Origin of the sequence: Pseudomonas piscis (assembly GCF_009380155.1) — a bacterium.
Classification (GTDB): domain Bacteria; phylum Pseudomonadota; class Gammaproteobacteria; order Pseudomonadales; family Pseudomonadaceae; genus Aquipseudomonas; species Aquipseudomonas piscis.
Genome location: NZ_WHUV01000002.1, coordinates 1,193,720 through 1,219,366 on the forward strand (window position 1 = coordinate 1,193,720; position 25,647 = coordinate 1,219,366).

Below are 25,647 nucleotides of genomic sequence, written 5' to 3' on the forward strand. Positions count from 1 at the left end.
CGGCGCGGTCGCGGCGAAACGGCAACAAACCCTAAGCCACCCGGAGGTGAAATAAGCATGGCCGAACCGATCCTCTACTCGTTCCGCCGCTGTCCCTATGCCATGCGTGCCCGGCTGGCCCTGCGCTATGCCGGGGTGAGACCACGGATAGTCGAAGTCAGCCTCAAGGCCAAGCCACCCGAAATGCTGGCGCTGTCGCCCAAGGGCACGGTGCCGGTGCTCAACGTCGGTGGGCAGGTGATCGATGAAAGCCTGCAGATCATGCTCTGGGCCCTGGAACACAATGACCCCGGGGACTGGCGCCTGCTGGGCGAGCCCCAGGCCCGGGCGCAGATGGCGGGGCTGATCGAGGAGAACGACCAGGTGTTCAAGGTCCACCTCAATCGCTACAAGTACGCCGAGCGTTACCCCGAAGCACCGATGGAGCATTACCGGGCCCAGGGCGAGCTGTTCCTGGCCCGCCTGGAGCGGCTACTGAGCCAGCAGCGCTATCTGCTGGGCGGCCATCCAAGCCTGGCGGACGCGGCCCTGCTGCCCTTCGTCCGCCAGTTCGCCCATGTCGACCGCGACTGGTTCGCCCAGGCGCCCTACCCGGCGCTGCAAGCCTGGTTGCAGGCCTGGCTGGAGTCCGAGCTGTTCAGCGCGATCATGGCCAAGCCCGCCTGACACCAAGTTGCGCTTGCCTGGCCGAACGCCGAGGGTCCTGCGGCCCCTGTCGCAGCCTCGCAGGCTCGGCAGCGGCTACAGGCCCTGCGCAGCTACCACCAGGCGAAACCGGCAAAACTGCCGTGCTAAGGTTCAGCACCTGTCCTGCAACGGCGAGCCGCCATGTCCATCGTGATCCGTACCCATCCCCGCCTGACCTTCGGTGTCCTGGCCGGCTGCATCGCCGGCTTGCTGGTGCCGGCCCAGACCCTCACCGGCAAGATCCTCATCGGCTGGAACGTGGCGGTCTGGACCTACCTGGCGTTGATGTTCTGGCTCACGGTCCGGGCCCGGGCCGACCAGGTCAAGCGCATCGCCGAGGCCGAGGACGAAAACGCCGGGCTGGTGCTGCTGATCGTCTGCGTCGCCGCCATCGCCAGCCTGGTGGCCATCACCCTGGAACTGGTGGGCAGCAAGGACCTGGACACCACCCGACGCCTGCTGCACTACGGCTTCACCGGCCTGACGGTGATCGGCTCCTGGCTGCTGGTGGGGGTGATCTTCAGCGTCCACTACGCCCGCCTCTACTACACCTGGGACGGCCCGGAGCCGGCCCTGCGCTTCGCCGAGAACCTCAAGGATCCCGACTATTGGGACTTCCTGTACTTCTCCTTCACCATCGGCGTGGCCGTGCAGACCTCGGACGTCGGCGTGGCCACCCGCGAGCTGCGCAGGATCGTCCTCGCCCAGTCGCTGATCGGTTTTTTGTTCAACACCGCGATCCTGGGCTTTTCCATCAATATCGCCGCCGGGCTGTTCAGCTGAACTGCACGAAACTTCTAGACGCCCGTCCAGCCCGGTCGTTGAATGCCCAGGTGAAATCCACCGGCAGCCCAGCATGAGTACGCACAACTGGATCGACCTGGCCCAGGACGCCGACACCGGCATCGAGACCCTGCGCGCTCATTTCACTGGCCACGCCTACGACCCGCACTGGCACGACAGCTACCTGGTGGGGGTCACCGAGCAAGGTGTACAGCAGTTCAACTGCCGTCGCACCCGGCACCAGAGCACACCCGGCAAGGTGTTTCTGCTCGAGCCCGGGGAAATCCACGACGGCGAGGCGCCCACCGCCGGTGGCTTCACCTACCGCATGCTGTACCTGGACCCGCAGTGGCTGACGCGCGAGCTGGGGGCGCTGTTCGCCGAAGCGCCGATCGATAGCCAACTGGGATTCGGCAGCACCCTGGCCTGCGATCCACGGCTGGCCCAGGCCACCAGCGCGGCATTTCACAGCCTGCACCACGGCGAATTGCGCATCGTGCGCCAGAGCGCCATGGATCGCCTGCTCGAGCAATTGACCGGGCACCTGCAGTGGCGCCAGCGCTATGGCCACGACCCGCGCCTGCCCCGGGTGGCGCAACGGGCTCGCGACTACCTGCACGCCCACCTCTACCAGGACCTGAGCCTGCAAGCCCTGAGCAGTGCCTGCGGCGTCGACCGTTTCCGCCTGAGCCGGGCCTTCAAGGCCGCCTTCGGCCTGCCGCCCCACGCCTATCTGGTGCAGTTGCGCCTGAGCCGCGCCCGGCGCTTGCTGGCCGGCGGCGCTGCGCCGGCCGAGGTGGCCAGCGCCCTGGGCTTTGCCGATCAGAGCCATCTCGGGCGCTGGTTCATGCGGGCTTACGGCCTGAGCCCGGCGCTGTACCGCAAGCGCTGCACAAAGCTTCCAGACGCCTGAGGCGCGGACCGCGAAGATCAGCCCTCCGATCTTCACTGGAGCTACCCATCATGTTGCCTGCCCTGACCAGCCTGCTGCCCTTCGTCATGTTCGCCATCGTCGCCTCCATCACCCCGGGGCCGACCAATCTCCTGGTACTGAGCAACAGTGCCCGCTATGGCCTGCGGGCCGCGCTGCCGATCATCTTCGGCGCTGGCGGTGCCGCTGCCGGCATGGTGTGGCTGGTGGGCGGCGGGCTGGGGGACAAACTGGCCCACCTGCCCGGGGTGCAACTGGCCATGCAAGTGGTCGGCCTGCTGTGGCTCTGCGGCCTGGCCTGGCAGATCTGGCACGCCCCGACCCACACCGCACACACCGCCGCGCAACGGCGCTTGGGGTTTCTCGGCGCGGCGGCCCTGCAAGTGGTGAACCCCAAGACCTGGCTGATGGCGTTGGCGGTGGTCAGCGTGTTCGCCGGGCCTGCGGACGATCGCCAGGGCCGGGTGCTGTGCCTGTCGCTGGTGTTCCTGCTCGTCGCCCTGCCCTGCCTGGGCGCCTGGGCCCTGCTGGGGGCCGGCTCGGCGCGCTGGCTGGGTTCGCCCCGGGCGATGCAGCGGTTCAACCGGGGCATGGCGCTGCTGTTACTGGCCGCCACCTGGCTGAGCCTGTGGGCCTGAACAGCCTGCGGTCACTACAGGTCACAGGCCCCCAGGCCAGTCGCCCGGGGCCCGGGCCGGAATGCACCATTGGTCAGCCGGTAGCCGTATAAACGTTGATTTGCCCTCACGCCGCGCTTGACGGCGGAACCGATTCTGCGGTTTCCTGAAACCGGTTTCAGGCCAACCTCACAGATCCTGCGAACCGATAATTCCAAGAACAAGGTCATCGCCCGTGAATCAGTTTTCCGCCGCCCAGCGCAGCCGCGTCACCATGCTCGATGTCGCCCACCGTGCCGGGGTCTCCAAGGCCAGTGTGTCGCGCTTCATCGGCGAAGACCGCGCCCTGCTTTCCGACGCCATCGCCCTGCGCATCGAGCAAGCCATCAGCGAACTGGGCTATCGCCCGAACCAGATGGCCCGCGGCCTGAAGCGCGGGCGCACGCGCCTGATCGGCATGCTGGTGGCCGATATCCGCAACCCCTATTCGATTGCCGTGATGCACGGCGTGGAAACCGCCTGCCGCCTGCACGGCTACAGCCTGGTGGTGTGCAACACCGACCGCGACGACCAGCAGGAAGCCCGGCACCTGGCCAACCTGCGGGCCTACAACATCGAAGGCCTGATCGTGAACACCCTGGGCCACCACCTGGACCAATTGCAGCAATTGCAGGAGGAAATGCCCATGGTGCTGGTGGATCGCAAGCTGGCGCAGTTGCAGGCTGACCTAGTGGGCCTGGACAACCCGGCGGCGGTGCACCTGGCCATCGAGCACCTGGAACAACAGGGCTACCGCGACCTGCTGCTGGTCAGCGAACCCCATGACGGCACCAGCTCGCGCCTGGAGCGCAGCACCAGCTTCCACGCCGAGATCGTCCGGCACCCGGCCCTGCGTGGCCAGGTGCTGGAAACCGGCGCCGGGCTCAATGCCGGCCTGCAGACCTTCCTCGACAGTCCGGGCGCCGGGCCCAAGGCGCTGTTCTGCGCCAATGGCGTGGCTGCCCTGGCAGCCACCAATGCCCTGCGCCAGCTTGATCGCCCCTTGTTCGGCGACCTGGGCCTGATCGCCCTCGATGATCTGGACTGGTACCCGCTGGTGGGCAACGGCATCACCGCCCTGGCCCAACCCACGGCGGCCATCGGCGCCAGCGCCTTCGAATGCCTGCTCAAGCGCCTGCGCGGCGATAGCGGCCCGGCCCGGGTGGTGGACTTTCCCGCGCAACTGATCGTCCGAGGCTCGACCTGCCAGGCCCGAGAGTAAGGCTATGGAAGGCCGTGCGAGCCTGGGCGCATCGCGGGTAGCCGCTGCCGCAGGCTGCGCATGGACGTGCAGCGGCCACAAGGTGCAGCGAGCACAGGGACAGACAGCAACACGGCATTGACTCGAACAAAAATGAAACCGGTTTCAGAGGTAGGCAACATGAACAGATCACCCGTTTCCATCAGCCTGTCCAGCTACGGCGCGGACCTGGTGCGCCAGCACGGCCAGGGGTACTTCATCCCCCTGGTAGCCGCCGCCGGGGCGTCCTGCATCGAATGGCGCGAAGAACTGCTGAGCGGCGAGAACCCCGCCGAACTGGCCCAGGACGCCCGTGAACACGGGCTGGACAGCGTGTACTCCTCGCCCCTGGAGCTGTGGCAGCCGGGGCGCAGCGAACCGGCGCCGGAGCTGTCCGCCACCTTGCAGCGGGCCCGGGAGTTCGGCGCCCGCCAGCTCAAGGTATCCCTCGGCCACTTCAATGAGCATCACGACCTGCGCTGCCTGGCCAGCCTGCTGTTCCGCCAGCCGCTGCAACTGCTGGTGGAGAACGACCAGACCGCCCACGGCGGGCGCATCGAACCGTTCCAGCGGTTCTTCAGCGCCGTGGAAACCCTCAACCTGCCACTGCGCATGACTTTCGATATCGGCAACTGGCAATGGCAGGAGCAATCGGCGGTCAACGCCGCGCGCGTGCTGGGTCGGCATGTCGGCTACGTGCACTGCAAGGCGGTGCGCCAGCGGGTCGACGGCAAGCTGGTGGCGATACCGCCCGGCAGCCCGGAACTGCATCAGTGGGAACAACTGCTGCGGCACATGACCCAAGGTATTACCCGGGCCGTGGAATACCCGTTGCAGGGCGACGACCTGGTGCGGGTGACCGCGACCCAGGTCGAGCAGTTGGCCCGCCTGGGCCAGTCGCGACTGGAGAACACCAATGCCTGAGATCGATATCCTGTCCTTCGGCGAGACCATGGCCATGTTCGTCGCCGAACACAGCGGCGACCTGGCCCAGGTCGAGCACTTCCACAAGCGCATCGCCGGTGCCGACAGCAACGTGGCCATCGGCCTGTCGCGCCTGGGCTTCAAGGTGGCCTGGCTGAGCCGGGTCGGCAACGACTCCCTGGGCCGCTTCGTGCTCGACACCCTCAAGGCCGAGGGCCTGGACTGCCGCTTCGTGCGTTGCGATCCGCTGCACCCGACCGGCTTCCAGCTCAAGTCCCGGGAAGAGACCGGCGATGATCCCCGGGTCGAGTACTTCCGTCGCGGCTCGGCGGCCAGCCACCTGAACATCAGCGACGTCGCCCCTGCGCTGCTGCGCGCCCGGCACCTGCACGCCACCGGGATTCCCCCGGCGCTGTCGGATGCGACCCGGGAACTGACCCACTACCTGATGCGCACCCAGCGCGCCGCCGGGCACAGCGTGTCGTTCGATCCCAACCTGCGCCCAAGCCTGTGGGCCAGCGAAGCGTTGATGATCCGCGAGATCAACCGTCTGGCGGCCCTGGCCCACTGGGTGCTGCCGGGCCTGGGCGAAGGCCGGCTGCTGACCGGCTACGAGGATCCGGCGGACATCGCCGCCTTCTACCTGGACCAGGGCGCCGAGGCAGTGGTGATCAAGCTCGGCGCCCATGGCGCCTACTACCGCACCCAACTGGATGCCGGCTTCGTCGACGCCGTGCCGGTGCCCCAGGTGGTGGACACCGTGGGCGCTGGCGATGCCTTCGCCGTGGGCCTGGTCAGCGCCCTGCTGGAAAGCTGCGGCATGGTCGAGGCGGTGCAGCGGGCCAACTGGACCGGCAGCCGCGCGGTGCAGAGCCGCGGCGACATGGAGGGCCTGCCCTACCGCCATGAGTTGCCCGCCGACCGGCCATGCCTGGCGGCCGCGCTCTAGAGCCGGCCGGCCTCGAGGCCAAGAACCCAACAACCACCTGTTGCGACAAGAACAACAAGCTCAGGAGAACTGCCATGGATACGCTCAAACTCGCCGCCCGCCGTTGGTGGTACATCATGCCCATCGTCTTCATCACCTACAGCCTGGCCTACCTGGACCGTGCCAACTACGGCTTCGCCGCCGCCTCGGGAATGGCCGCCGACCTGAACATCACCCCCGGGCTGTCGTCGCTGCTGGGCGCACTGTTCTTCCTCGGCTATTTCTTCTTCCAGGTGCCGGGGGCGATCTACGCACAGCGGCGCAGCGTGAAGAAGCTGATCTTCGTCAGCCTGATTCTCTGGGGCGGCCTGGCCACCCTCACCGGCATCGTCGCCAATGCCTATATGCTGATCGCCATCCGTTTCATGCTCGGCGTGGTGGAGGCCGCGGTGATGCCGGCGATGCTGGTCTACCTGTGCCACTGGTTCACCCGGGCCGAACGCTCGCGGGCCAATACCTTCCTGATCCTTGGCAACCCGGTGACCATGCTGTGGATGTCGGTGGTCTCGGGTTACCTGGTGGAGCATTTCAGCTGGCGCTGGATGTTCATCATCGAAGGCCTGCCGGCGGTGCTCTGGGCCTTCATCTGGTGGCGCCTGGCCGATGATCGGCCGAGCCAGGCCAAGTGGCTGGGCGAGCAGGAAAAACAAGATCTGGAGAACGCCCTGGCCGCCGAGCAGCAAGGCATCAAGGCGGTGAAGAACTACGCCGAAGCCTTCCGCTCACCTAAGGTAATCATCCTGGCCTTGCAGTTCTTCTGCTGGAGCATCGGCGTCTATGGCTTCGTTCTCTGGCTGCCATCGATCCTCAAGCATGGCGCGCAGATGGACATGGTCGAAGCCGGCTGGCTCTCGGCCCTGCCCTACCTGGCGGCAGTGATCGCCATGCTCGGGGTGTCCTGGGGGTCGGACCGGACCCAGAAGCGCAAGCGCTTCGTCTGGCCACCGCTGCTGGTGGCCGCCTTCGCCTTCTATGGCTCGTACCTGCTGGGGGCCGAGCATTTCTGGTGGTCCTACGGCCTGCTGGTGATCGCCGGGGCCTGCATGTACGCGCCCTACGGGCCGTTCTTCGCCATCGTCCCGGAGATCCTGCCGGCCAACGTCGCCGGCGGCGCCATGGCGCTGATCAACAGCATGGGTGCCCTGGGCTCGTTCGGCGGCTCCTACCTGGTGGGCTACCTGAACAGCGCCACCGGTTCGCCGGCGGCCTCCTACCTGCTGATGAGCGGCGCGCTGCTGCTGTCGGTGCTGCTCACCCTGCTGCTCAAGCCCGGCGCCAGCACGCCGCAGGCCAAACCCCTGGCGCTGCGCCGGCGCCTGGCCCACTCCTGAATCGCCACAGAGACTTCCATGAAAAAACATCTGCTGCTGTACAAGAAACTCTCGCCGTCGCTGATGGCTCGCCTGCAGGAACAACTCACCGTGACCCTGGTCGAGGACTTGGCCGGCGCCGGCCTGGAGCAACTGCGTGAAGCCCTGCCCGAGGCCCATGGCCTGCTGGGCGCCAGCCTGCGCCTGGATGCGGCATTGCTGGACCTGGCGCCCCGGCTGGAAGCCGTGGCCAGCGTCTCGGTGGGGGTCGACAACTACGACATCGACTACCTGACCCGGCGCGGCATCCTCCTGAGCAACACCCCGGACGTGCTCACCGAGACCACCGCCGACACCGGCTTCGCGTTGATCCTGGCCAGTGCCCGGCGCGTGGTGGAGCTGGCCGGCATGGTTCGCGCCGGCCAGTGGAACCACAGCATCGGCCCGGTGCACTTTGGCAGCGACGTACACGGCAAGACCCTGGGCATCATCGGCATGGGCCGCATCGGCGAGGCCCTGGCCCAGCGTGGGCACTTCGGCTTCGGCATGCCGGTGATCTACCACAGCAACCAGCCCAAGCCGACCGTGGAGCAACGTTTCGGCGCCCGCTATCGCAGCCTCGACGAACTGCTGCAAGAGGCCGACTTCATCTGCCTGACCCTGCCGCTGACCCCGCAAACCCAGGGCCTGATCGGCGCCCGGGAATTCGCCCTGATGCGCCCCGAAAGCATCTTCATCAATATTTCCCGGGGCAAGGTAGTGGACGAGGCGGCGTTGATCCAAGCGCTACAGGAGCGGCGCATTCGCGGCGCCGGGCTGGATGTGTTCGAACGTGAGCCGTTGGATCATCACTCGCCGCTGCTGCAACTCTCCAATGTGGTGGCCACCCCGCATATCGGCTCGGCCACCTTCGAAACCCGTGAGGCCATGGCGCGCTGCGCGGTGGACAATATCCTCGCTGCCCTGGCCGGCGATCGCCCGGCGAACCTGGTCAACCCGGCGGCCTGGAACCGCCAATAACTCGGTGCCCCCTGCGCCAGCGGCTACACCAATGCGTCGTTGCGCAGCCTCTGTAGCCGCTGCCGAGCCTGCGAAGCTGCACCAAGGCCCGCAGGCCCTTCCAGCAATCGCCCCCCTGCAACAACGACTGCGCTAGAAACAAAAAGGCCCGCCGGCGCAAGGTTCGCGAGCGTGTTGCTCAACGAAACCTTGCGCCGGCGGGCCGGCTTGGCTGGCGTTCAGGCCAGGCGCGCTACGCCAGTTTCTTCTGCGGCTCCAGGGCGAAGCGACGGGCCAGGAATGGCGTGATATCCAGCGGCAGTGCCTCCTCGTGCACCAGCTTGTCCAGCAACACCCCGGTGATCGCCGAGGTCAGGATGCCGGTGCGGAAGTGCCCGCAGGCGTTGAGGTAACCCTGGATCCCGTCCATCGGCCCGAGGATCGGCAGCTCATCCGGCGAACCGGGACGCAGCCCCGCCCAGCAACGCTTGAGGTTGACCTGGGCCAGCTCGGGAATGCAGCGCACCGCTCCCTGCACCAGGCCGTTGATCTCCGGATAGGTGGTGGTCACGTCGAAACCCTTGTCCTCGGTGGTGCTGCCGATGAGGATCTCGCCGTTGTCCTTCTGCGCCATGTAGCAGTCGCTGGTGGTCAGGCAACCGTTGAGCAGCTTGGGCATGCGCTCGGTCAGGAGGATCTGGCCCTTGACCGGCTTGACCGGGATCTCCATCCCCGTGGCCTGCAGGCTCAGTTCCGCAGCCCAGGCGCCGGCGGCGTTGATCAGGGTCGAGCAATGGAACACCCCGGCCTCGGCGGTCTGCACGCCAGTGACCCGGTTACCCTGGTGCAAGACACCGGTGACGTTGGTGTTGAAGAACACGTCGACGCCATTCTGCCGGGCGCCCTCGGTGTAGGCGTCGGTGAGGCGGAACGGGTTGACCTGATGGTCGCAGAGGAACTCCAGGGCGCCCTGGGCCTCATGGCTGATACTCGGCTCGGAGGCGCGCAGGGCTGCCTGGTCGAGCCAGCGCACCTGCTCCGAAAGATGCGGGATGCAGCCGACGATATGCTCGGCGTACAGCCGGTCTTCATCGTCGTAGATGACGAACTTGAGCCCGGTGTGCTCGAACTTGAAGTCCATGCCATGCAGGCCGATCAGCTCGCGGTGCAGGCGCGGGTACAGCTCGTTGGACTGCAGGGCGAAGTCGAAGAACGACTGCGGCAGGATGTGCGGCGTGCTGGAGTCCACCACCACCGCCGAGCCCTGGGCCTCGCGCTTGCGGTTGGCCGACATCATGCGAAAGAAGATTACCCCGCAACCCAGGCCCACCGATTCGCCGATGGCCCACAGGCCGCCGGCCGAGGCACGGCTGGCATTGCCCGGGCGCTTGGAGTCGATCAAGGCCACCTTCAGGCCCTTGCGCTTGGACAGCTGATAGGCGCAGGACGCCCCGATCACGCCGCCACCGGCGATTACCACGTCATAGTGCTTAGTCATGCTTGGAGACCTCCTGGTCGGCCGGCGCAAAGGCGGAGAATGGAATCGGATCCAGCGGGAAGCGCGGGCGAATCCAGCCCACATCCTTGCGCCCGGTGGCCTGGCGCAGGCGGTCGCTGCAATAGCCCACGCACATCCGCCCCTGGCAGTCGCCCATGCTCACCCGGGTGCGCATCTTCAGGCTGGCCATGTCCTCGACGCCCTGGGCCAGGGCCCGTTCGATATCGTTGCGAGTGGTGTGCTCGCAACGGCAGATCACGGTGTCGCCCTTGGGCAGTTCTATCTGTCCGACACCACGTGCGGTGTAGCGGTCCACCGCACCGCGAAAACGCAGGATCGAGGCCAGCTTGCGCTCGTAGCCCTGGCGCCGGCGCAGGGCCGCTTCGTTGCTCAACACATCGCGCTGCATCAGGATCGACAACGCTGCGATACGGCCACTGAGCATCGCCGCTTCACCACCACGGATGCCGCCCATGTCGCCGGCCAGGTGGATGTGCGGCTCGCTGCTCTGCTGCCAGACGTTGGCGTTGGCCCGCAGGTAGCCGTCGTCGCTGAAGCTGTGCTCCAGGCCCATCTGCTGGCTGAGCTGGGTGCGCGGAATGAAGCCGTAGCCGATGGCCAGGGTCTGGGCGGCGATGCGCTGGGCCTGGGACATGTCCGGCTGCCAGTCGCTGGAATACGGGGCCACGGTCACTACGCTGAGGGCATCCTGGCCCTGGGCCTCGACCACGCCCCAGCCATAGCGCAGGGCGATGCCGTGCATCTTCAGGTAGGCCAGCATGCTCAAGCCATCGAGGAACAACTGTGGCTTGTTGAGCAGGGCCAGGCTCTGCTTGGCGATCTTGCTCAGGGCACTGGCCTCGTAGACTCCGGCCACTCGCACGCCTGCGGCATGCAGCTGGCAGGCCACCAGGGGCAGCAGCGGACCGGTGCCGGCGATCACCACCGGGCTCTGGGGCTTGACCACCCCGCTCTTGATCTGCAATTGCAGGCCACCGAGCAGCTTGACCCCGGGCAGGGTCCAGCCGGGGAACGGCACGCTGCGTTCGTGGCAGCCAGCGGCCAGCACCAGTTGCCCGTAGGGCACTTCCTGCACTTGTTCCTCGCCATCGAGCAGCATCAGGCTATGGCTGCCTTCGGCGCCGATCACCCGGCTGTTGAGGCGCACGTCGATCATCTGTTCATGGTCGCCGAAGTCACCGTGCAGCTTGGCCAGCATCTCGCTGTAGCGCGGCCCCAGGTAATCCAGCTGTACGCCATCGCGCAATGGCCCGCGATAGACCACCCCGCCCAGGCGCGAAGCCTCTTCGATCAGGGTGCTGTGCACGCCGTGCTCGGCCAACTCGATGGCCGCTGCCATGCCCGCCGGGCCACCGCCGACGATTAGCGGATTCTGGCTCATAGGCTGGGCTCCGTTTCATTGATGCGGTTGGTCAGGGTCTGCACCTGCATGCCTGGCTTGACCAGGGTCTGGCAGGCCCGGCGCTTGTGCCGGCCATCGATCTGCACCAGGCAGCAATGGCACACGCCCATGCCGCAGTAGGCACCCACCAATTGCCCATGGTCGTTGCGGGCCACCTGGCGCAGGCCGGTGGCCTGGATGACGCTGAGGACGGTCTCGCCCAGCGCGGCGGTGACCGGCTGGCCATTGAGGCTGATGGTCATGTCCGCATGCTGCAGCGGCTGAATATCGAAGTTGCGGTCTATCTGACGCATTGCGGTTCATCCGTGAAGAAGTGAAAGGCGGTTGCCGGCATCCTGCCGTCCGGGTCCCGGCGCGGGGACGTGGCAACGTCACGGTTCCGGAGACTCTGCCAGAACCAGGCGCGGGCCAATCTAGTCGGTTTGTCGGACACGAGTATTGACTTGGGCCAAGCAAATGCCCGTGCAACGTCATGAAAATGCCGCCAGTGTCCCGACGTCTCGGGCCAGGGGCAAAAAAAACCGCTGCGGGCACAGGCCGGCAGCGGTTCACAGTGGCATCAACGCGCGGGCATCAATGCATGAACAGGGCAATCAGGATGATTACCGGGATAGGTACGCCGAGGAACCACAAGAGTAATGAGCGCATGGGGGATATCTCCTGATCAATGGGTGGCAACGGGCGCTGTGGTACGTGGCTGGAGGTCGGTCTCGACCCAGACCACCGCGTCCCGACGACGGCCGCCGTATAGCGCGGCCAGGCTGGCGAAGAAAGCGCCGCACAGTAGTGCGATGAACATCCACAGCGAGGACCATGCAGCGACCTTGGCAGCGGTATCGGCTGCCTCCTTGGCCGCTTGCTTGGCCTGTTCCACGGCCTGGCGGGCCTTGGCGAACACTTCATCGACCCGCCGCTCGGCCTCGGCCTGGCCGAGGTTGGTACGCTGGGCCACCAGTTGCGCAAGGTAGGCCCGGTCCTCGGTAGCCAACTGACCATCGTTGCCCAGGGTCCGCACGAAGATGCGCGACACGGTGCCCCGGGCCGCATCGTCACTCACTGCCACCGGGCGATCATCGCGAAACAGACTGTCGACGAAGTAGCCATAATCCTCCCGGGAACCCTGGCTGGCCGCCTGACCGGCCATTTGGGTCGCCGCTCCTGCAACGCCGCCGGCCAACTGCGCACCAGCCTGCAGGCCGCCGCCAACCAGGCTGCCAACGGTGCCTACCAGCAACGTCGCGGTGACCAGGGTCGCCACGGCCCAGGCCAGGAAGCCATGGGCGGTATCGCGAAAATACACTTCGTCACCGTGCAGGTTGGCCCATTTCACCCGCAAGCGCCCGGCCAGGTAGCCGCCCAGGGCCGCAGCGACGATCTGCGTCAGAGCCAACCAGACGATGCTGGAGATACCCAGGCCCTTGGCGCCCAGGCCACTGCCGGTCCAGGGCGACACCGAGGAGAACCCCAGGCCCAGCAGCAAGAGGATCAACGACAGGGCCGCAGCCGCCGCGGCGCCGGCGAAGATCGCCGACCATGACACCCCCGAGCCATGGCTGGAGACATCGGTGGTAGCAAGCAGGTGTTCAGAAGGTCTGTTCATTGTTGTTCTGCTCCTGGCAGATGAAGGTGACGAAGCAAGTCTCGATCAGAGGATTGCAGTCGTCATGCCAGTTGCACGAAACCAATGAATGCTTTGTTTTTCAGTAGGTTGCAGCGCGATCAAAACGCCAGGGGCCGGGCAGATTGCCCACTGGATCGGTTGTCCGGCGGGCGTTCTGCACGGTCAGGCTCAAGCCTTGGCGCGGACGTAGTAGTACAGGTCGCGCCCCTTGAGCCAGGCAAAGCGGCCCAGCAAGGCGATGATCCAGTAACCCAGCAGGAACTGGCCGATGCTGGTTCCAGGCCAGGGCCCCAGGATCATCAGCAGAATGCACATCGGCAGGCAGGCCCAGGCGCCAAAGCGCAGGCCGAAGAGCATCAAGAGGCCCGGGATCACGGCGGTCAGCGGCGTCAGCAGGAGGATCTTGACGCCCGTGGTCACCAACAGGCTCCAGGCATAATGCGGCACGGCGCCCACCAGGGCGATGGCCGCGGGCAATGCCAGCAGGATCTGGCTCAGGCTGTTGAGCACCAGGCTCACCAGCAGCAGCCAGCCCAGGCGTTTGAAACGGGAGGTCTTGTTCATCGTCGATAGTCTGGAATGGAAGGATCCGGCGCCGGCTTGGCTAGCGCCGCTTGTAGCTTTTATTGCCAGTAGGCGTCAGGCAATAGACTCCGCCCCTGGGCCCGGTGCAGAAGCTGCCGGAGCCGCAACTGCAACCCTCGGCGTCGCGCAGCAACGGTTGCGCCCGAGGGCTGGGTGCAGGTTCGCCGAACATCAGCGCGCAGTTTTTCTTCGAGGCGCTGATGGAGCCGTCGCGGCACAGGAACAACTCGCCATCGCAGCCGGCGATGCCGCCCTTGCGCCCGGAACAGGGCTGGTTGCCCGCCAGTGCAACGCTGCTGCCCAGCAAAAGGAGCAGGCCCAGGCACAGCAATGAAGCGGGTTTGCTGCGCATTTGGATCACCCTGCCCATGCTCGTGTCTCCTGGCAAAAAGTGGCCAGATGATATCAGCGTTCTGGCCCAGCGACGCTGGATTTCACTGGCCATGATGGGGTGAGTGCGATAGATGAAAGTTTTTTTAGAATCCAGGCCGCGGTTTCTTGGCAGAATGCCCTCCTGTGCCATGAACCCTTGCAACAGGTGCTCCGCCCATGACCCGCATTCTGACCATTGAAGACGACGCCGTGACGGCCCGGGAAATCGTCGCTGAACTGAGCAGCCACGGCCTGGACGTGGACTGGGTGGACAACGGCCGCGAAGGCCTGGTGCGCGCCGTCAGCGGCGACTACGACCTGATCACCCTGGACCGCATGCTGCCTGAGTTGGACGGCCTGGCCATCGTCACCACCCTGCGCACCATCGGCGTGTCGACGCCGATCCTGATGATCAGCGCCCTGTCCGATGTCGACGAGCGCGTGCGCGGCCTGCGCGCCGGCGGCGACGACTACCTGACCAAGCCCTTCGCCTCCGACGAGATGGCGGCCCGGGTCGAGGTGCTGCTGCGGCGCAAGAACACGGTCAAGGATTTCGACACCAGCCTGCGGGTGGCGGACCTGGAGCTGAACCTGATCAGCCGCGAGGCGACCCGCGCCGAGCAACTGCTGAGCCTGCTGCCCACCGAATACAAGCTGCTGGAGTTCCTGATGCGCAACACCGGGCAGATCCTCTCGCGGATGATGATCTTCGAGGAGGTCTGGGGTTATCACTTCGACCCCGGGACCAACCTGATCGACGTGCACATCGGCCGCCTGCGCAAGAAGATCGACCCACCCGGCATGGCCCCGCTGATCCGCACCGTGCGAGGCTCGGGTTATGTCATCGCTGAACCCCTCTAAGGGCTGGCGCTCTTCCAGCAGCCGCCTGCTGGCGCTCTACAGTTCGCTGTTCGTGGCCTGGAGCTGCATCCTCATGGGGGTGCTGTATTACGAGGTCTCCAACTACCTGGACAGCCTGGCCAAGCACTCGCTGATGCAGCGCCAACACCTGTTCGCCCGCTTCGAGGGCGAGCAATTGGTGGAGGCCCTGGCCACCAGCATGACCTTCGACATGCGCGCCATCGACGCCTACGGCCTGTTCGACGCCCAGCGCCGGCCGCTCAGCGGGCCAATCCGCGAGATCCCCGAGGACCTGCCCCTGGATGGCCAGATCCACGAGTTGAAGAACTGCATCGACTCCGACGACCCGAGCCTGCCCCGAGACAGTTGCGATGCGGTGGCCACCCTGACCCGCGACGGCCGCTGGCTGGTGCTGGTGCGCGACAACGGCTCGCTGTTCGCGGTGACCCGCATCATCCTCCACGCCCTGCTCTGGGGGATTTCCCTGACCATCATTCCCGGCGCGGCCGGCTGGCACCTGCTGCGGCGCCGGCCGTTGCGGCGCATCCGGCAGATCCAGGCCAGTGCCGACGCCATCGTCGCCGGCGACCTGACCCGGCGCCTGCCGCTGTCCAATCGGCGCGATGAGCTGGACATGCTGGCGGCCATCGTCAACGCCATGCTCGAACGCATCGAGCGGCTGATGCATGAGGTCAAGGGTGTGTGCGACAACATCGCCCACGATCTGCGCACCCCATTGACCCGCCTGCGGGCCCAGCTCTATCGCCTGCAACAGCAGGCCGAGGAAGGCTCGCCCCAGGCGTTGCAGATGGACCAGTTGCTGGCGGAAGCCGACACCCTGATGGCGCGCTTTCGCGGGTTGCTGCGGATCTCGGAACTGGAAGACCGTCGGCGCCGTTCGGGTTTTCTCGAACTCGACCCCTTGCCGCTGCTGCAAGAGCTGCATGACTTCTACCTGCCCCTGGCCGAGGAAGGCCGCCTGAGCCTGGTGCTGGAGGTGCCACCGAGCCTGCCGCGCATGGTCGGCGACCGGGCGCTGCTATTCGAGGCCCTGGCCAACCTGTTGAGCAACTCGATCAAGTTCACCCCGCCGGGTGGCGAGGTGATCCTGCGTGGCCTGGACGACGGCGGCAGCCCGCGCCTGGAAGTACTCGACTCCGGCCCCGGGATTCCCCCGGCGGAGCGCGCCGCGGTGTTCCGGCGCTTCTACCGGGTCGACGAAAACAACGCCCAGGGCGGCTTTGGCCTGGGCCTGTCGATCGTCGCGGCGATCGTCGACCTGCACGGCTTCAAGCTCGACGTCGGCACCAGCGAACGCGGCGGCGCCCGCCTGAGCCTGGACTGCCACCCCAACCTGATCACCGAATAGCCGCTGCGCGCCCATGCGCAGCCTGCGGCAGCGGCTACACACAGCGATCTACGCCAATCAGGCCCGGGGCAATTGCCAGCCGTAGTGCACCGAGAGCATGCGCAGGGCGAAACACGCACTGCCGGCCAACCAGGCGCAGGCCATGGGCGCCAGCCCCAGGCGTCGGGCGAGGATCAGGGTGGCAGCGCCGATGAAGGCCGAGCTGGCGTACAAATCCACCTGCAAGACCAGGGGAATGCGCGCCAGCACGATGTCGCGGATCACCCCGCCACCGACCCCGGTCACGGTGCCCATCAGGGTCGCCACGAACGACGAGATGCCGACGTTCAAGGCCTTCTGCGTGCCGGCCACGGCAAACAGCCCCAGCCCCGCCGCATCCAGCAGAATCAGCAACGGCTCGGAAATCCCCAGCACCCCTTCATGGAACACGAAGGCCAGCCCGCCCATCACCAGAGCCAGGGCCGGATAGCGCCAGTCGGCCACCGCCTTGGGCGGGCTGGCGCCGATCAACAGGTCACGGGTGACGCCACCGCCGAGGGCGACGATAAAGGCGATCACCATCACCCCCAACAGATCGAGCTGGGCGCGCATGGCGCTGATCGCGCCTTCCACGGCGAACACCGCGGTACCGGCCAGATCCGCCACCAGGACGATATTGTCCAAACGACCGGGCACACCCTGGACCCGGGCGTTCACGGTTCACCACGATCGGAGTAGGGAAAGACTGCGGACATGGAGCCGACTCGCAAGGCCGGCCGCGAGCGCGGCCAGCGACCCTTTGCTTATAGTCCAGCGCCGGCGGCGCCGCCATCGAGAAGGCTCAGGGCGTCAGGTCGATGCGCCCCAGGGAGTTGCTGTCCAGCTCATAGAGCAGCTCGTCGATCATCTTCGCCACATCGGCCTCGCTGCGCAGGGCCTTGAGGCTGAGCCCGCTGGCCACCAGGTCGACCCGGCCGCTGTGGGGCTCGAACACCCGCAGGGTCAGGGTGCCGTCGCCCGCCGTGGTGAAGCTGCAAGCCAGTGGCGCCAGGCGCTGTTCGATACAAGCCCGTAGCTGCGCCTGGGTAATCACCCCCGGCACCTCAGCGACGCCGCAGCAACAGGCCGGCCAGCAGGCCGACACCCGCCAACAACGCCACGCTAGCCAACGGACGCTCCCGGGCCCAACGCAAGCCCCGGTCCAGCACCTCGCCGTAGTGCTCCTGCAACTGGCCCGCCGCTTCCCGGGCCATGCCCCGCGCTTGCATCGGCTCATCGTCCAGCAGTTCGCCCACCATCGCCTGGGCCTTGCCTGCCGCCTTGTCCACCTTGCCCTTGAGCTGTTCGCTAGCCATGTCGATTGTCCTTTCGCTGTGGTTGATCGGCGCCAGGCTCCAGCAACGGACCTGCGCACACTCACAGCCTAAGAACCCGTAACGCCTGGCAAAAGGCGCATATGCACTAGCCGCACTAGTGCATGCGCACCAGCTCAGCGCAGCCCGCCCACCAGGGCACCAGCGAACAACCCGCGCTCGCGGGCCCAGACGATGGCCTCGCCACGGCTGTGCACGCCAAGCTTGGAATACAGGGTCGCCACGTGGTTGCGCACGGTATTGAGGGCCAGTTGCAACTGGGCGGCGATCTCCTTGTCCGCCAGGCCCTGGTAGATCAACCCCAGTACTTCACGCTCGCGGGCGGTCAGGTCGGCCGAGGACGTGCCCGGGGCGCCGGGGCCACGGCTGTTGCGGACATTGGCGAGTTTTTCGATCAGGGTCTGGCTGAACCAGGAAGCGTCGCGCATCACCTCCTCGATAGCCCCCACCAACTCCAGTTCGGAACGCTTGCGATCGCTGATGTCCATCAGCACCAGCAGGTAGCTGGGCTGGTCCTGGATCACCACGGTGTCGGCGTAGGCCACGCAGTCGATCAGCTCGGCGCCCTTCTTGCGCACCTTGAGGTCCTGGCCCATGACGTGGCCGCTCTTCTCCAGCTGGCTGAACAACTGCCGGGCCGCCGCCTGCTCGGCGATGAAACCGATGCTGTCCAGGGTCTTGCCCAGCAGTTCCTCGCTGCTGTAGCCGCAGGTGTTGAGGAAGGCTTCGTTGACGTCGACGATCTGCTGCTCGGCGCTGCACACCAGGGTCGGCACCGGGGTCAGGCGGAACGAGCGGGCGAAGCGCTCCTCGCTCTGGCGCAGGGCGACCTCGGCCTTGCGCCGCGGCTCCAGGTCCATGAAGGAAAACAGCATGCAGTCTTCATCGTTGATATCCAGGGGCTGGCCAGCGACGATCACCAGCTTGCTGCCGCCCTCGGGCAAGCGCAGCTCGGCCTGCATCTGCGGAATGGTCGCGCCCTGCCCCAGGCGCTCGATGGCCAGGTCCTTGTGCTCGGCGTCCTCCAGCACATCCAGCTCGTACACCGAACGGCCGATCACCTGGTCCCGGGCGTAGCCGGTCATTTCCAGGAAACCCTGGTTGACCTTGATGTAGCGCAGGTCGCTGAGACGGCAGATCACCGCCGGCGCCGGGTTGGCGCTGAAGGTCTTCTCGAAGCGCTGCTCGGCGCTGGCCCAGTCGGTGGCATCGCTGAGAATCAGCACCAGCGATTCCGGGGCGCCGCCGCGGTCGCTGAGGATCATGCTGCGCACCCGGTGCACCCAGTGCCTGGCTTCACCCTCGATCTCGGCCTGGACCTCCACCACCACATCGCTGAAGGTCTCGCCGGCGGCCACCCGGCTGATGGGGTAGCTGTCCAGCGCCAGGGGATGGTTGTTGCGATAGCGCAAGGCATAACGCTTGGCGTATTCCCGGGCGTTGGCGCCCAGCTGGCTGACTTCGCTGACCCCGTGCATGGCCAGGGCCGCCTCATTGGCCCAGAGCAGGCTCCTGGCCTTGTCGGTCTCGATCAGGATCACCCCGTCGGACAGTCCCGAGATGATCTGCTGCAATTGGCGGCGATTGGTTTCGGTGGCAAGTACGGCCTGGCTCATGGCATCTCCTGAAGGCCACGGCAATGGCCGGGCAAGGGACAAGGGCAACTGCCATTACGACCACGGGCCGGCGCCATCGTGCCCCGGCATTGCGCCCTGGCACTCTGGCCCTATCACTCTGGCCCAGGCACACAGGCTCGGAGTAAGCTGCGCGACCCCGGACCTGGCAAGGAGTGCAGCATGATCACCATCCGTGAAGCCGAACGCCGCGATCTGGAAGCATTGCAGACCATAGGCCGCGCCACCTACCGCGAGCATTTCGCCTCGATCTGGAGCGCCGAGGGTATGCAGAGTTTTCTCGACCAGGACTTCGCGCCCCAGGCGCTGGAGCAATCCCTGGCCGCCCGGCACCAGCATCTGTGGCTGCTGGCCCTCAACGCGCAACAGGTGCCCATCGGGTTCGCCAAACTCAACTGGAACCGGCCCATACCCGGCAGCGGCAAGGTCGGGGCCGAGTTGCAGAAGATCTACCTGCTCAAGTCCCAGGCCGGCCAGGGCCATGGCCGGGTGCTGCTGGACCACGTGCTGCAACGGGCCAGCCAGGGCGGCGCGCGCTGCCTGTGGCTGGACGTGCTCAAGAGCAACGCCGGCGCCCGGCGCTTCTATGAAAGCGCCGGCCTGCGCCAGGTCGGCGAAGTACCCTTCAGCACCGACCTGGAACAGATCGGCATGTGGGTCATGGCCTGCGACCTGCCCACCCCCACCTTGTAACCGCTGCTGAGCCCGCGAAGCTGCGCCAAGGTCCGCAGGGCCTTCCAGCCAACGCCCGGCCAACCGCCCTCTGGCGGCCGCTACGCGCCCGTGCGCAGCCTGCGGCAGCGGCTACACGAGGCGATATCTAGCGGCTACAGGCCCAGGGCCTTGAGCCGGCGGTACAGGGTGCGTTCGCTCAGGCCCAAGGCCTTGGCCAGTTCGGCGCGCGAGCCATCGAACACTTCCAGGGCGTGGGCCAGTTGCTCCAGGTCCTTGCCGCCGCGACGCCGGGCCACCGGGGCCGCAGGCTGGGAACTGCGCAGCTCCGGCGGCAGGTCCTGCAGGCGGATCACCCCGTCGTCGCTGAACAGCCGCGCCCGCTCCAGGATATTGCGCAACTCGCGGATATTGCCCGGGAAGGCGTACAGCCGCAGTTGCTCCAGGGCCGGCGGATCGAGCCGCAGCATCGCCCCCGGGTCGAGCCGGCGCAGCAGGCTGTCGATCAGCAGCGGCAGGTCGTCGCTGCGCTCGCGCAGGGCCGGCAGGCGGATCGGGAAGGCGCTGATGCGGTAGTACAGGTCCTGGCGGAAGGTGCCGGCCGCAACCATTTCCTTGAGCGGCTTGTGGGTCGCAGCCACCAGGCGAAAGTCCGAATGCACGGTGCGCAGGCTGCCCACCGGACGAAAGCTGCCGGACTCGATCAACCGCAACAGCTTGACCTGCATCGCCAGCGGCACCTCGCCGATTTCATCGAGGAACAGCGTGCCGCCATGGGCCGCTTCGGCCAGGCCGATCTTGCGTTGCAGGGCCCCGGTGAAGGCGCCCTTTTCGTAACCGAACAGCTCGCTTTCCAGCAGGCTCTCGGTCAGGCCGGTGCAGTCCACCACCACCAGCGGCCCAGCGGCCCGCGGGCTGCCGTCATGCAGGGCGCGGGCGAACAGCTCCTTGCCGGTGCCCGACTCGCCTTGCAGCAGCACCGGAATCGGCGCCGGCGCCGCCCGCTGCAGGGCACCAAGGGCTTCATTGAATGCCGGCGAGCGCCCCACCAGGCCATGTTGCTGCGGCTGCACCGAGGCCACCGCCACCGAACTCAGGCGCTCGACATAGGCCACCACCGCCCCGCTGGCATCGATGATCGGCCGCAACTCCACATCCACGTGCTCCGGCCCGCGCGGGGTGTGGTGGATGTGCAGCATGCGTTCCGGCACCCGGCTGTCGTGGGCCTTGCGCATCGGGCAGTGCTCGCCGGCCTGCTCGCACGGCACCGCGAACTGGTGGGACACCCGGTAGCACTTGGCGCCCACATGGGGCTTGCCGGCCACGCCGAACTGGCGCTGGTAGGCCGCGTTGGCGGCAATGATGTTGTAGTCGGTGTCCAGCACTATGCTCGGTTGAGGATCGTGCTCCAGGTAGGACACCAGGGCAGACATCCGCAAATTGGCAAGGTCGGTGGCGATCAGGGACATGACAGGCTCCAGGGCAATGGCGAAAGCTTAAAGCAAGGCGCCCGCCACTGCCATTTTCTGCCACCTACTGCCAAATAACTGCCACTTCCGGGTGACAGTCACCCCGCCCAAAGCCCCGGAGCAGAGCCTTGGCAAGCTTGCACACCCAGTAACGGGTGCCGGCCGGCGCTATGCCGGGTTGGCACGTTTATTGACAGTCCAAGGCAGGAGCGGCAGCGCAGACTGCCCTCGCCCTTCATTGCCGGAGTGCCCCATGATCATCAGCGACACGCTGCGTGTAGAAGCCTTTTTCGACAGCCACACCTGGACCATCAGCTACCTGGTGATGGACCTCGCCACGCGCCGCTGCGCCCTGATCGACAGCGTGCTGGACTACGACCCCAAGTCCGGCCGCACCCGCACCGAGTCCGCCGACCGCCTGGTGGCCCGGGTCCGGGAGCTGGAGGCGCAGGTCGACTGGATCCTGGAAACCCACGTCCACGCCGACCACCTCTCGGCCGCCGCCTACCTCAAGGAGCAGCTCGGGGCCCAGGTGGCCATCGGCGACCAGATCACCCGGGTGCAGAAAGTCTTCGGCGCGTTGTTCAACGAAGCCCCGATCTTCGCCCGCGACGGCAGCCAGTTCGACGTGCTGCTGGCCGACGGCAGCGAGTTCGCCATTGGCCAGCTCACCGCCCGGGCCATGCACACCCCGGGGCACACCCCGGCGTGCATGACCTACCTGGTGCAGGTGGGCGAAGAGCAGGTGGCCTTCGTCGGCGACACCCTGTTCATGCCCGACTACGGCACCGCCCGCTGCGACTTCCCCGGCGCCGACGCGCGAACCCTGTACCGCTCCATCGGCAAGATCCTGGCCCTGGCGCCGCAAACGCGGTTGTTCATGTGCCACGACTACCTGCCCAACGGCCGCGAGCTGCAATACATGACCACCGTGGCCGAACAGCGGGCCAACAACATCCACATCCACCAGGGCGTTGACGAGGACAGCTTCGTGAAGATGCGCGAAGCCCGTGACGCGACCCTGGACATGCCGGTGCTGATCCTGCCCTCGGTGCAGGTCAACATGCGCAGCGGGCACTTCCCCGAGCCCGAGGACAACGGCGTGAGCTACCTGAAGATCCCCCTGAACACCCTATAACGATTACTCCATACGGAGACCTTGCCATGCGTCCCATCCACCCTGCCCCGCGTGCCGTCGACGGCAGCCACCAGGTGCTGATCGTCGGCGGCGGTGCCGCCGGTATCGCCGTCGCCGCCAGCCTGCTGTCCCGCGATTCCCACCTGGACGTGGCGATCATCGACCCCGCCGACACCCACTACTACCAACCCGGCTGGACCCTGGTGGGCGCCGGGGTGTTCAGCGCCGAATCCACCCGCCGCGACATGGCCTCGCTGATGCCCAAGGGGGTCAAGTGGCTGCGCCAGGCGGTCAGCCGCTTCGAGCCCGAGCACAATGCCCTGGTGCTGGCCGACGAGCGCGTGCTGGCCTATGACCAGCTGATCGTCTGCCCCGGCCTCAAGCTCGACTGGGCGGCCATCGACGGCCTGCCCCAGGCCCTGGGCAAGCACGGCGTGACCTCCAACTACCGCTACGACCTGGCGCCCTACACCTGGGAGCTGGTGCAGCAACTGCAACAGGGCCAGGCGCTGTTCAGCCAGCCGCCGATGCCGATCAAGTGCGCCGGCGCGCCGCAAAAGGCCATGTACCTGTCCTGCGATCACTGGTTGCGTCAAGGCCGCCTGGGCGCGATCAAGCCGCGCTTCATGAACGCCGGCGGCGTACTGTTCGGCGTCGCCGACTACGTGCCGGCGCTGATGGAATACGTGAAGAAGTACGCCATCGACCTGGACTTCGGCCACAACCTGGTAGCGGTGGACGGCCCGGCCAAACGCGCGACCTTCGTCCGCACCCTGGCCGATGGCACCCAGGAAACCCTGGAACGGCCGTTCGACATGCTGCACGTGGTGCCGCCGCAGTGCGCCCCGGACTTCATTCGCCAGAGCCCCTTGGCCGACGCCGCCGGCTGGGTCGACGTCGACCCCCACAGCCTGCGCCACAAGCGCTTCGCCAATATCCACGGCCTGGGCGACGCCACCAACACCAGCAATGCCAAGACCGCCGCGGCCGCGCGCAAGCAAGCGCCGGTGGTGGCCAACAACGTGCTGGTGGCCCTCAAGCGCCTGACCCGGCTGGCCCATTACGACGGCTACGGCTCCTGCCCGCTGACCGTGGAACGGGGCAAGATCGTCCTCGCCGAATTCACCTACGGCGGCAAGCTGGCCCCCAGCTTTCCCGCCTGGCTGCTGGACGGGCGCCAGCCGACCCGGCGCGCCTGGTGGCTGAAGGAGATGATCCTGCCGCCGCTGTACTGGCGCGGCATGCTCAAGGGCCACGAATGGCTGGCGCACCCGACCCTGGCCACGGACACCTCCCAAGCATGAATGAACACAGTCTGCTGGGTGCGGGCCTGGGGGCGATCATCGGCGCGATCCTGGCCCTGACCGGGGCCGGCGGCGGCATCCTCGCGGTGCCACTGCTGGTGTTCGGTCTCGGCCTGAGCATGGTCGAGGCCGCCCCCATCGGCCTGCTGGCGGTGGGCCTGGCCGCCAGCGTCGGGGCCATCCTCGGCTTGCGCCAGGGCATCGTGCGTTATCGCGCCGCGGGGTTCGTCGCCGGCATCGGCATCCTCATGGCGCCGCTGGGGCTGTGGCTGGCCCACCGCCTGCCGAACCTGCCATTGGCCCTGCTGTTCGCCCTGGTGCTGCTGTATGCCTGCGGGCGCATCCTGCGCAAGGCCAGCCTGGAGCTGAAACAGGGCCGGCCGGCGCCGCGCCCGGCGTTCCAGCCCTGCGTGCTCAACCCGGCCCAGGGCCGGCTGCGCTGGACCCTGCCCTGCGCCCGGGCGCTGACCTTCACCGGCCTGCTCTCCGGGCTGCTGTCGGGGCTGCTGGGGGTCGGTGGCGGTTTCGTGATCATCCCGGCGTTGAGCCGCTACACCAACCTGGACAGCAAGAGCATCGTCGCCACCTCCCTGGCGGTGATCGCCCTGGTGTCCCTGGGCAGCGTGGTTACCGCGAGCCTCAGCGGCGTGATGCACTGGGCGGTGGGCGCGCCCTTCGCCCTCGGCGCGGTGCTGGGCCTGGTGCTCGGCCGCCAGATCGCCTGCCACCTGGCCGGGCCACGGCTGCAGCAACTGTTCGCCGTCACCGGCATCTGCGCTGCCCTGCTCCTGGCCGGCGGCGCCCTGGGCCTGTTGCCCCACTGAAGCATCCGGGCCCGCCACGGGTGATGGCCTGTGGCGGGCTTGCCTTCTTCCTGACGTGAGGAACCCTTGCATGTCCATCGACCTGCTGCAATTCAGCCCCTGGTCGGCCCTGGCCGGCGGCGTGTTGATCGGCCTTTCGGCCGGCTGGCTGATCGCCGCCAACGGCCGTATCGCCGGGATCAGCGGCCTGCTGGCCAGCGTGCTGCAACCGGCCGGCGAAGGCTGGGCGGAAAAGGCCCTGTTCATCCTCGGCCTGCTGTTGGCGCCGCTGCTGTGGGGGCTGTTCGCGGCCCTGCCGCCCGTGGAGTTCCACAGCGACACCCTCGGCCTGATCGGCGCCGGCCTGCTGGTGGGCCTCGGCACCCGCTATGGCAGCGGCTGCACCAGCGGCCATGGGGTCTGCGGGATCTCCCGGCTGGCACCACGCTCGATCATCGCGACCCTGTGCTTCATGGCCACCGGCTTCGCCACGGTGTGGGTCACCCGTCACCTGCTGGGTCTACTGCCATGAGGCGCCTTAGCGCCTTCGCCGCGGGCCTGGTGTTCGGCCTCGGCCTGCTGCTGGCCGGCATGGCCAACCCGGCCAAGGTCCTGGGTTTTCTCGACCTCGCCGGCCAGTGGGACCCGTCCCTGGCCCTGGTGATGCTCGGCGCCATCGCCAGCGCCTGGTGGCCCATGCGCTGGGCCCGGCAACGCTCGCATTCCCTGCTGGGCGCACCGATGCAACTGCCAGGCAAACGCCCCCTCGACCGCCGCCTGATCGGCGGCAGCCTGGTGTTCGGCATCGGCTGGGGCATCGCCGGCATCTGCCCCGGCCCGGCGCTGGTACTGCTGCCCAGCGGGCATTGGCAGGCCTGGGTGTTCGTGCTGGCGATGCTGTTGGGGATGCGACTGTTCAGTTGCCTGGAAGGCTGGCGCCGGGCCTGAGGGCACCCCAAGCGGCGCCCATGGCCGCCAGCAGTTCCCAGGGAAGTTCTCTCCGCTGCCAGCGCACACACGCAACGCCC

Annotated in this window: 28 protein-coding genes; 17 read left to right on the forward strand and 11 right to left on the reverse strand. The window is 67.0% G+C overall.

The window, feature by feature from the left end; genetic code table 11:
• The first annotated feature begins 57 nt into the window (after positions 1 to 57).
• From GDH07_RS15285 to GDH07_RS15325, 9 genes are all read left to right on the forward strand, one after another.
• Positions 58 to 666, forward strand: a complete 609-nt coding sequence (locus GDH07_RS15285) for a glutathione S-transferase (RefSeq protein ID WP_152898075.1) — start codon at positions 58 to 60, stop codon at positions 664 to 666.
• A gap of 162 nt (positions 667 to 828) precedes the next feature.
• Positions 829 to 1,470 (forward strand): DUF1345 domain-containing protein, encoded by a 642-nt coding sequence (locus tag GDH07_RS15290; protein ID WP_053129007.1) that lies wholly within the window; start codon positions 829 to 831, stop codon positions 1,468 to 1,470.
• Between the two features lie 73 nt (positions 1,471 to 1,543).
• Positions 1,544 to 2,383 (forward strand): AraC family transcriptional regulator, encoded by an 840-nt coding sequence (locus GDH07_RS15295; protein ID WP_053129004.1) that lies wholly within the window; start codon positions 1,544 to 1,546, stop codon positions 2,381 to 2,383.
• Between the two features lie 50 nt (positions 2,384 to 2,433).
• Positions 2,434 to 3,039, forward strand: coding sequence for a LysE family translocator (locus GDH07_RS15300; protein ID WP_053129001.1), 606 nt, complete (start codon positions 2,434 to 2,436; stop codon positions 3,037 to 3,039).
• Positions 3,040 to 3,253: 214 nt separating this feature from the next.
• A complete protein-coding gene (locus GDH07_RS15305) occupies positions 3,254 to 4,279 on the forward strand; it encodes a LacI family DNA-binding transcriptional regulator (protein WP_343038244.1) in 1,026 nt (341 codons plus the stop codon).
• A 159-nt stretch (positions 4,280 to 4,438) separates the two neighbouring features.
• Positions 4,439 to 5,221 carry a sugar phosphate isomerase/epimerase family protein gene (locus tag GDH07_RS15310; RefSeq protein ID WP_152898076.1) on the forward strand — a complete coding sequence of 261 codons (783 nt, stop codon included), beginning with the start codon at positions 4,439 to 4,441 and terminating at the stop codon, positions 5,219 to 5,221.
• Complete coding sequence (locus GDH07_RS15315) at positions 5,214 to 6,170, forward strand: sugar kinase (protein ID WP_152898077.1); 957 nt, start codon at positions 5,214 to 5,216, stop codon at positions 6,168 to 6,170. Before GDH07_RS15310 ends, GDH07_RS15315 begins: the two co-directional genes overlap by 8 nt.
• A gap of 74 nt (positions 6,171 to 6,244) precedes the next feature.
• Complete coding sequence (locus tag GDH07_RS15320) at positions 6,245 to 7,540, forward strand: MFS transporter (protein ID WP_053128990.1); 1,296 nt, start codon at positions 6,245 to 6,247, stop codon at positions 7,538 to 7,540.
• Positions 7,541 to 7,558: 18 nt separating this feature from the next.
• The gene (locus GDH07_RS15325) at positions 7,559 to 8,539 is read left to right on the forward strand and encodes a 2-hydroxyacid dehydrogenase (RefSeq protein WP_152898078.1); all 981 of its coding nucleotides are present in this window, start codon (positions 7,559 to 7,561) and stop codon (positions 8,537 to 8,539) included.
• A gap of 232 nt (positions 8,540 to 8,771) precedes the next feature.
• Here the strand turns inward: GDH07_RS15325 and hcnC are convergent, their stop codons facing one another.
• From hcnC to GDH07_RS15355, 6 genes are all read right to left on the reverse strand, one after another.
• Entirely contained in the window at positions 8,772 to 10,016 is a 1,245-nt protein-coding gene (gene hcnC / locus GDH07_RS15330; protein ID WP_053128984.1) for a cyanide-forming glycine dehydrogenase subunit HcnC, read from the reverse strand.
• Entirely contained in the window at positions 10,009 to 11,418 is a 1,410-nt protein-coding gene (gene hcnB / locus GDH07_RS15335; protein WP_053128981.1) for a cyanide-forming glycine dehydrogenase subunit HcnB, read from the reverse strand. Before hcnB ends, hcnC begins: the two co-directional genes overlap by 8 nt.
• Positions 11,415 to 11,732, reverse strand: a complete 318-nt coding sequence (gene hcnA / locus GDH07_RS15340; protein WP_053128978.1) for a cyanide-forming glycine dehydrogenase subunit HcnA — start codon at positions 11,730 to 11,732, stop codon at positions 11,415 to 11,417. Before hcnA ends, hcnB begins: the two co-directional genes overlap by 4 nt.
• 371 nt (positions 11,733 to 12,103) lie before the next feature.
• Entirely contained in the window at positions 12,104 to 13,039 is a 936-nt protein-coding gene (locus GDH07_RS15345) for a hypothetical protein (protein WP_152898079.1), read from the reverse strand.
• 189 nt (positions 13,040 to 13,228) lie between these two features.
• A complete protein-coding gene (locus GDH07_RS15350) occupies positions 13,229 to 13,624 on the reverse strand; it encodes a hypothetical protein (RefSeq protein ID WP_053128972.1) in 396 nt (131 codons plus the stop codon).
• Positions 13,625 to 13,664: 40 nt separating this feature from the next.
• Positions 13,665 to 13,997: a YdcA family protein gene (locus GDH07_RS15355; protein WP_425502110.1), complete on the reverse strand. Its 333-nt coding sequence runs from the start codon at positions 13,995 to 13,997 to the stop codon at positions 13,665 to 13,667.
• Positions 13,998 to 14,194: 197 nt separating this feature from the next.
• On the opposite strand from GDH07_RS15355, the gene GDH07_RS15360 reads away from it, so the two are divergent.
• A complete protein-coding gene (locus GDH07_RS15360; protein ID WP_053128966.1) occupies positions 14,195 to 14,878 on the forward strand; it encodes a response regulator transcription factor in 684 nt (227 codons plus the stop codon).
• The gene (locus tag GDH07_RS15365; RefSeq protein WP_103325565.1) at positions 14,856 to 16,247 is read left to right on the forward strand and encodes a sensor histidine kinase; all 1,392 of its coding nucleotides are present in this window, start codon (positions 14,856 to 14,858) and stop codon (positions 16,245 to 16,247) included. Before GDH07_RS15360 ends, GDH07_RS15365 begins: the two co-directional genes overlap by 23 nt.
• A 57-nt stretch (positions 16,248 to 16,304) precedes the next feature.
• Here GDH07_RS15365 and GDH07_RS15370 read toward each other — a convergent pair whose 3' ends face one another.
• From GDH07_RS15370 to GDH07_RS15385, 4 genes are all read right to left on the reverse strand, one after another.
• A complete protein-coding gene (locus tag GDH07_RS15370) occupies positions 16,305 to 16,910 on the reverse strand; it encodes a trimeric intracellular cation channel family protein (protein ID WP_152898081.1) in 606 nt (201 codons plus the stop codon).
• 157 nt (positions 16,911 to 17,067) lie between these two features.
• Complete coding sequence (locus GDH07_RS15375) at positions 17,068 to 17,319, reverse strand: DUF1652 domain-containing protein (protein ID WP_371263394.1); 252 nt, start codon at positions 17,317 to 17,319, stop codon at positions 17,068 to 17,070.
• 10 nt (positions 17,320 to 17,329) lie between these two features.
• Positions 17,330 to 17,581 (reverse strand): CsbD family protein, encoded by a 252-nt coding sequence (locus GDH07_RS15380; RefSeq protein ID WP_022643959.1) that lies wholly within the window; start codon positions 17,579 to 17,581, stop codon positions 17,330 to 17,332.
• 134 nt (positions 17,582 to 17,715) lie between these two features.
• Positions 17,716 to 19,215 (reverse strand): helix-turn-helix transcriptional regulator, encoded by a 1,500-nt coding sequence (locus tag GDH07_RS15385; protein ID WP_152898082.1) that lies wholly within the window; start codon positions 19,213 to 19,215, stop codon positions 17,716 to 17,718.
• A 180-nt stretch (positions 19,216 to 19,395) separates the two neighbouring features.
• Between GDH07_RS15385 and GDH07_RS15390 the strand changes: the two genes are divergently transcribed.
• Entirely contained in the window at positions 19,396 to 19,926 is a 531-nt protein-coding gene (locus tag GDH07_RS15390) for a GNAT family N-acetyltransferase (RefSeq protein ID WP_152898083.1), read from the forward strand.
• 134 nt (positions 19,927 to 20,060) lie between these two features.
• On the opposite strand, the gene GDH07_RS15395 is transcribed toward GDH07_RS15390, so the two are convergent.
• Positions 20,061 to 21,374, reverse strand: a complete 1,314-nt coding sequence (locus tag GDH07_RS15395; protein WP_152898084.1) for a sigma-54 interaction domain-containing protein — start codon at positions 21,372 to 21,374, stop codon at positions 20,061 to 20,063.
• 253 nt (positions 21,375 to 21,627) lie between these two features.
• Between GDH07_RS15395 and GDH07_RS15400 the strand changes: the two genes are divergently transcribed.
• From GDH07_RS15400 to GDH07_RS15420, 5 genes are all read left to right on the forward strand, one after another.
• Entirely contained in the window at positions 21,628 to 22,512 is an 885-nt protein-coding gene (locus GDH07_RS15400; protein ID WP_053128946.1) for an MBL fold metallo-hydrolase, read from the forward strand.
• Positions 22,513 to 22,538: 26 nt separating this feature from the next.
• Positions 22,539 to 23,816, forward strand: coding sequence for an NAD(P)/FAD-dependent oxidoreductase (locus GDH07_RS15405; RefSeq protein ID WP_152898085.1), 1,278 nt, complete (start codon positions 22,539 to 22,541; stop codon positions 23,814 to 23,816).
• Positions 23,813 to 24,640: a sulfite exporter TauE/SafE family protein gene (locus GDH07_RS15410; RefSeq protein ID WP_152898086.1), complete on the forward strand. Its 828-nt coding sequence runs from the start codon at positions 23,813 to 23,815 to the stop codon at positions 24,638 to 24,640. Before GDH07_RS15405 ends, GDH07_RS15410 begins: the two co-directional genes overlap by 4 nt.
• A gap of 70 nt (positions 24,641 to 24,710) precedes the next feature.
• A complete protein-coding gene (locus GDH07_RS15415) occupies positions 24,711 to 25,151 on the forward strand; it encodes a YeeE/YedE family protein (protein WP_152898087.1) in 441 nt (146 codons plus the stop codon).
• Entirely contained in the window at positions 25,148 to 25,567 is a 420-nt protein-coding gene (locus tag GDH07_RS15420; RefSeq protein ID WP_152898088.1) for a DUF6691 family protein, read from the forward strand. Before GDH07_RS15415 ends, GDH07_RS15420 begins: the two co-directional genes overlap by 4 nt.
• The last annotated feature ends 80 nt before the right edge of the window (positions 25,568 to 25,647 follow it).

Bases quoted from the DNA above. Each gene is read 5' to 3' on its own strand.
- GDH07_RS15285 (WP_152898075.1), top strand. From the start codon at position 58: ATGGCCGAACCGATCCTCTACTCGTTCCGCCGCTGTCCCTATGCCATG.
- GDH07_RS15290 (WP_053129007.1), top strand. From the start codon at position 829: ATGTCCATCGTGATCCGTACCCATCCCCGCCTGACCTTCGGTGTCCTG.
- GDH07_RS15295 (WP_053129004.1), top strand. From the start codon at position 1,544: ATGAGTACGCACAACTGGATCGACCTGGCCCAGGACGCCGACACCGGC.
- GDH07_RS15300 (WP_053129001.1), top strand. From the start codon at position 2,434: ATGTTGCCTGCCCTGACCAGCCTGCTGCCCTTCGTCATGTTCGCCATC.
- GDH07_RS15310 (WP_152898076.1), top strand. From the start codon at position 4,439: ATGAACAGATCACCCGTTTCCATCAGCCTGTCCAGCTACGGCGCGGAC.
- GDH07_RS15315 (WP_152898077.1), top strand. From the start codon at position 5,214: ATGCCTGAGATCGATATCCTGTCCTTCGGCGAGACCATGGCCATGTTC.
- GDH07_RS15320 (WP_053128990.1), top strand. From the start codon at position 6,245: ATGGATACGCTCAAACTCGCCGCCCGCCGTTGGTGGTACATCATGCCC.
- GDH07_RS15325 (WP_152898078.1), top strand. From the start codon at position 7,559: ATGAAAAAACATCTGCTGCTGTACAAGAAACTCTCGCCGTCGCTGATG.
- hcnC (WP_053128984.1), bottom strand. From the start codon at position 10,016: ATGACTAAGCACTATGACGTGGTAATCGCCGGTGGCGGCGTGATCGGG.
- hcnB (WP_053128981.1), bottom strand. From the start codon at position 11,418: ATGAGCCAGAATCCGCTAATCGTCGGCGGTGGCCCGGCGGGCATGGCA.
- hcnA (WP_053128978.1), bottom strand. From the start codon at position 11,732: ATGCGTCAGATAGACCGCAACTTCGATATTCAGCCGCTGCAGCATGCG.
- GDH07_RS15345 (WP_152898079.1), bottom strand. From the start codon at position 13,039: ATGAACAGACCTTCTGAACACCTGCTTGCTACCACCGATGTCTCCAGC.
- GDH07_RS15350 (WP_053128972.1), bottom strand. From the start codon at position 13,624: ATGAACAAGACCTCCCGTTTCAAACGCCTGGGCTGGCTGCTGCTGGTG.
- GDH07_RS15355 (WP_425502110.1), bottom strand. From the start codon at position 13,997: ATGCGCAGCAAACCCGCTTCATTGCTGTGCCTGGGCCTGCTCCTTTTG.
- GDH07_RS15360 (WP_053128966.1), top strand. From the start codon at position 14,195: ATGACCCGCATTCTGACCATTGAAGACGACGCCGTGACGGCCCGGGAA.
- GDH07_RS15365 (WP_103325565.1), top strand. From the start codon at position 14,856: ATGTCATCGCTGAACCCCTCTAAGGGCTGGCGCTCTTCCAGCAGCCGC.
- GDH07_RS15380 (WP_022643959.1), bottom strand. From the start codon at position 17,581: ATGGCTAGCGAACAGCTCAAGGGCAAGGTGGACAAGGCGGCAGGCAAG.
- GDH07_RS15385 (WP_152898082.1), bottom strand. From the start codon at position 19,215: ATGAGCCAGGCCGTACTTGCCACCGAAACCAATCGCCGCCAATTGCAG.
- GDH07_RS15390 (WP_152898083.1), top strand. From the start codon at position 19,396: ATGATCACCATCCGTGAAGCCGAACGCCGCGATCTGGAAGCATTGCAG.
- GDH07_RS15395 (WP_152898084.1), bottom strand. From the start codon at position 21,374: ATGTCCCTGATCGCCACCGACCTTGCCAATTTGCGGATGTCTGCCCTG.
- GDH07_RS15400 (WP_053128946.1), top strand. From the start codon at position 21,628: ATGATCATCAGCGACACGCTGCGTGTAGAAGCCTTTTTCGACAGCCAC.
- GDH07_RS15405 (WP_152898085.1), top strand. From the start codon at position 22,539: ATGCGTCCCATCCACCCTGCCCCGCGTGCCGTCGACGGCAGCCACCAG.
- GDH07_RS15410 (WP_152898086.1), top strand. From the start codon at position 23,813: ATGAATGAACACAGTCTGCTGGGTGCGGGCCTGGGGGCGATCATCGGC.
- GDH07_RS15415 (WP_152898087.1), top strand. From the start codon at position 24,711: ATGTCCATCGACCTGCTGCAATTCAGCCCCTGGTCGGCCCTGGCCGGC.
- GDH07_RS15420 (WP_152898088.1), top strand. From the start codon at position 25,148: ATGAGGCGCCTTAGCGCCTTCGCCGCGGGCCTGGTGTTCGGCCTCGGC.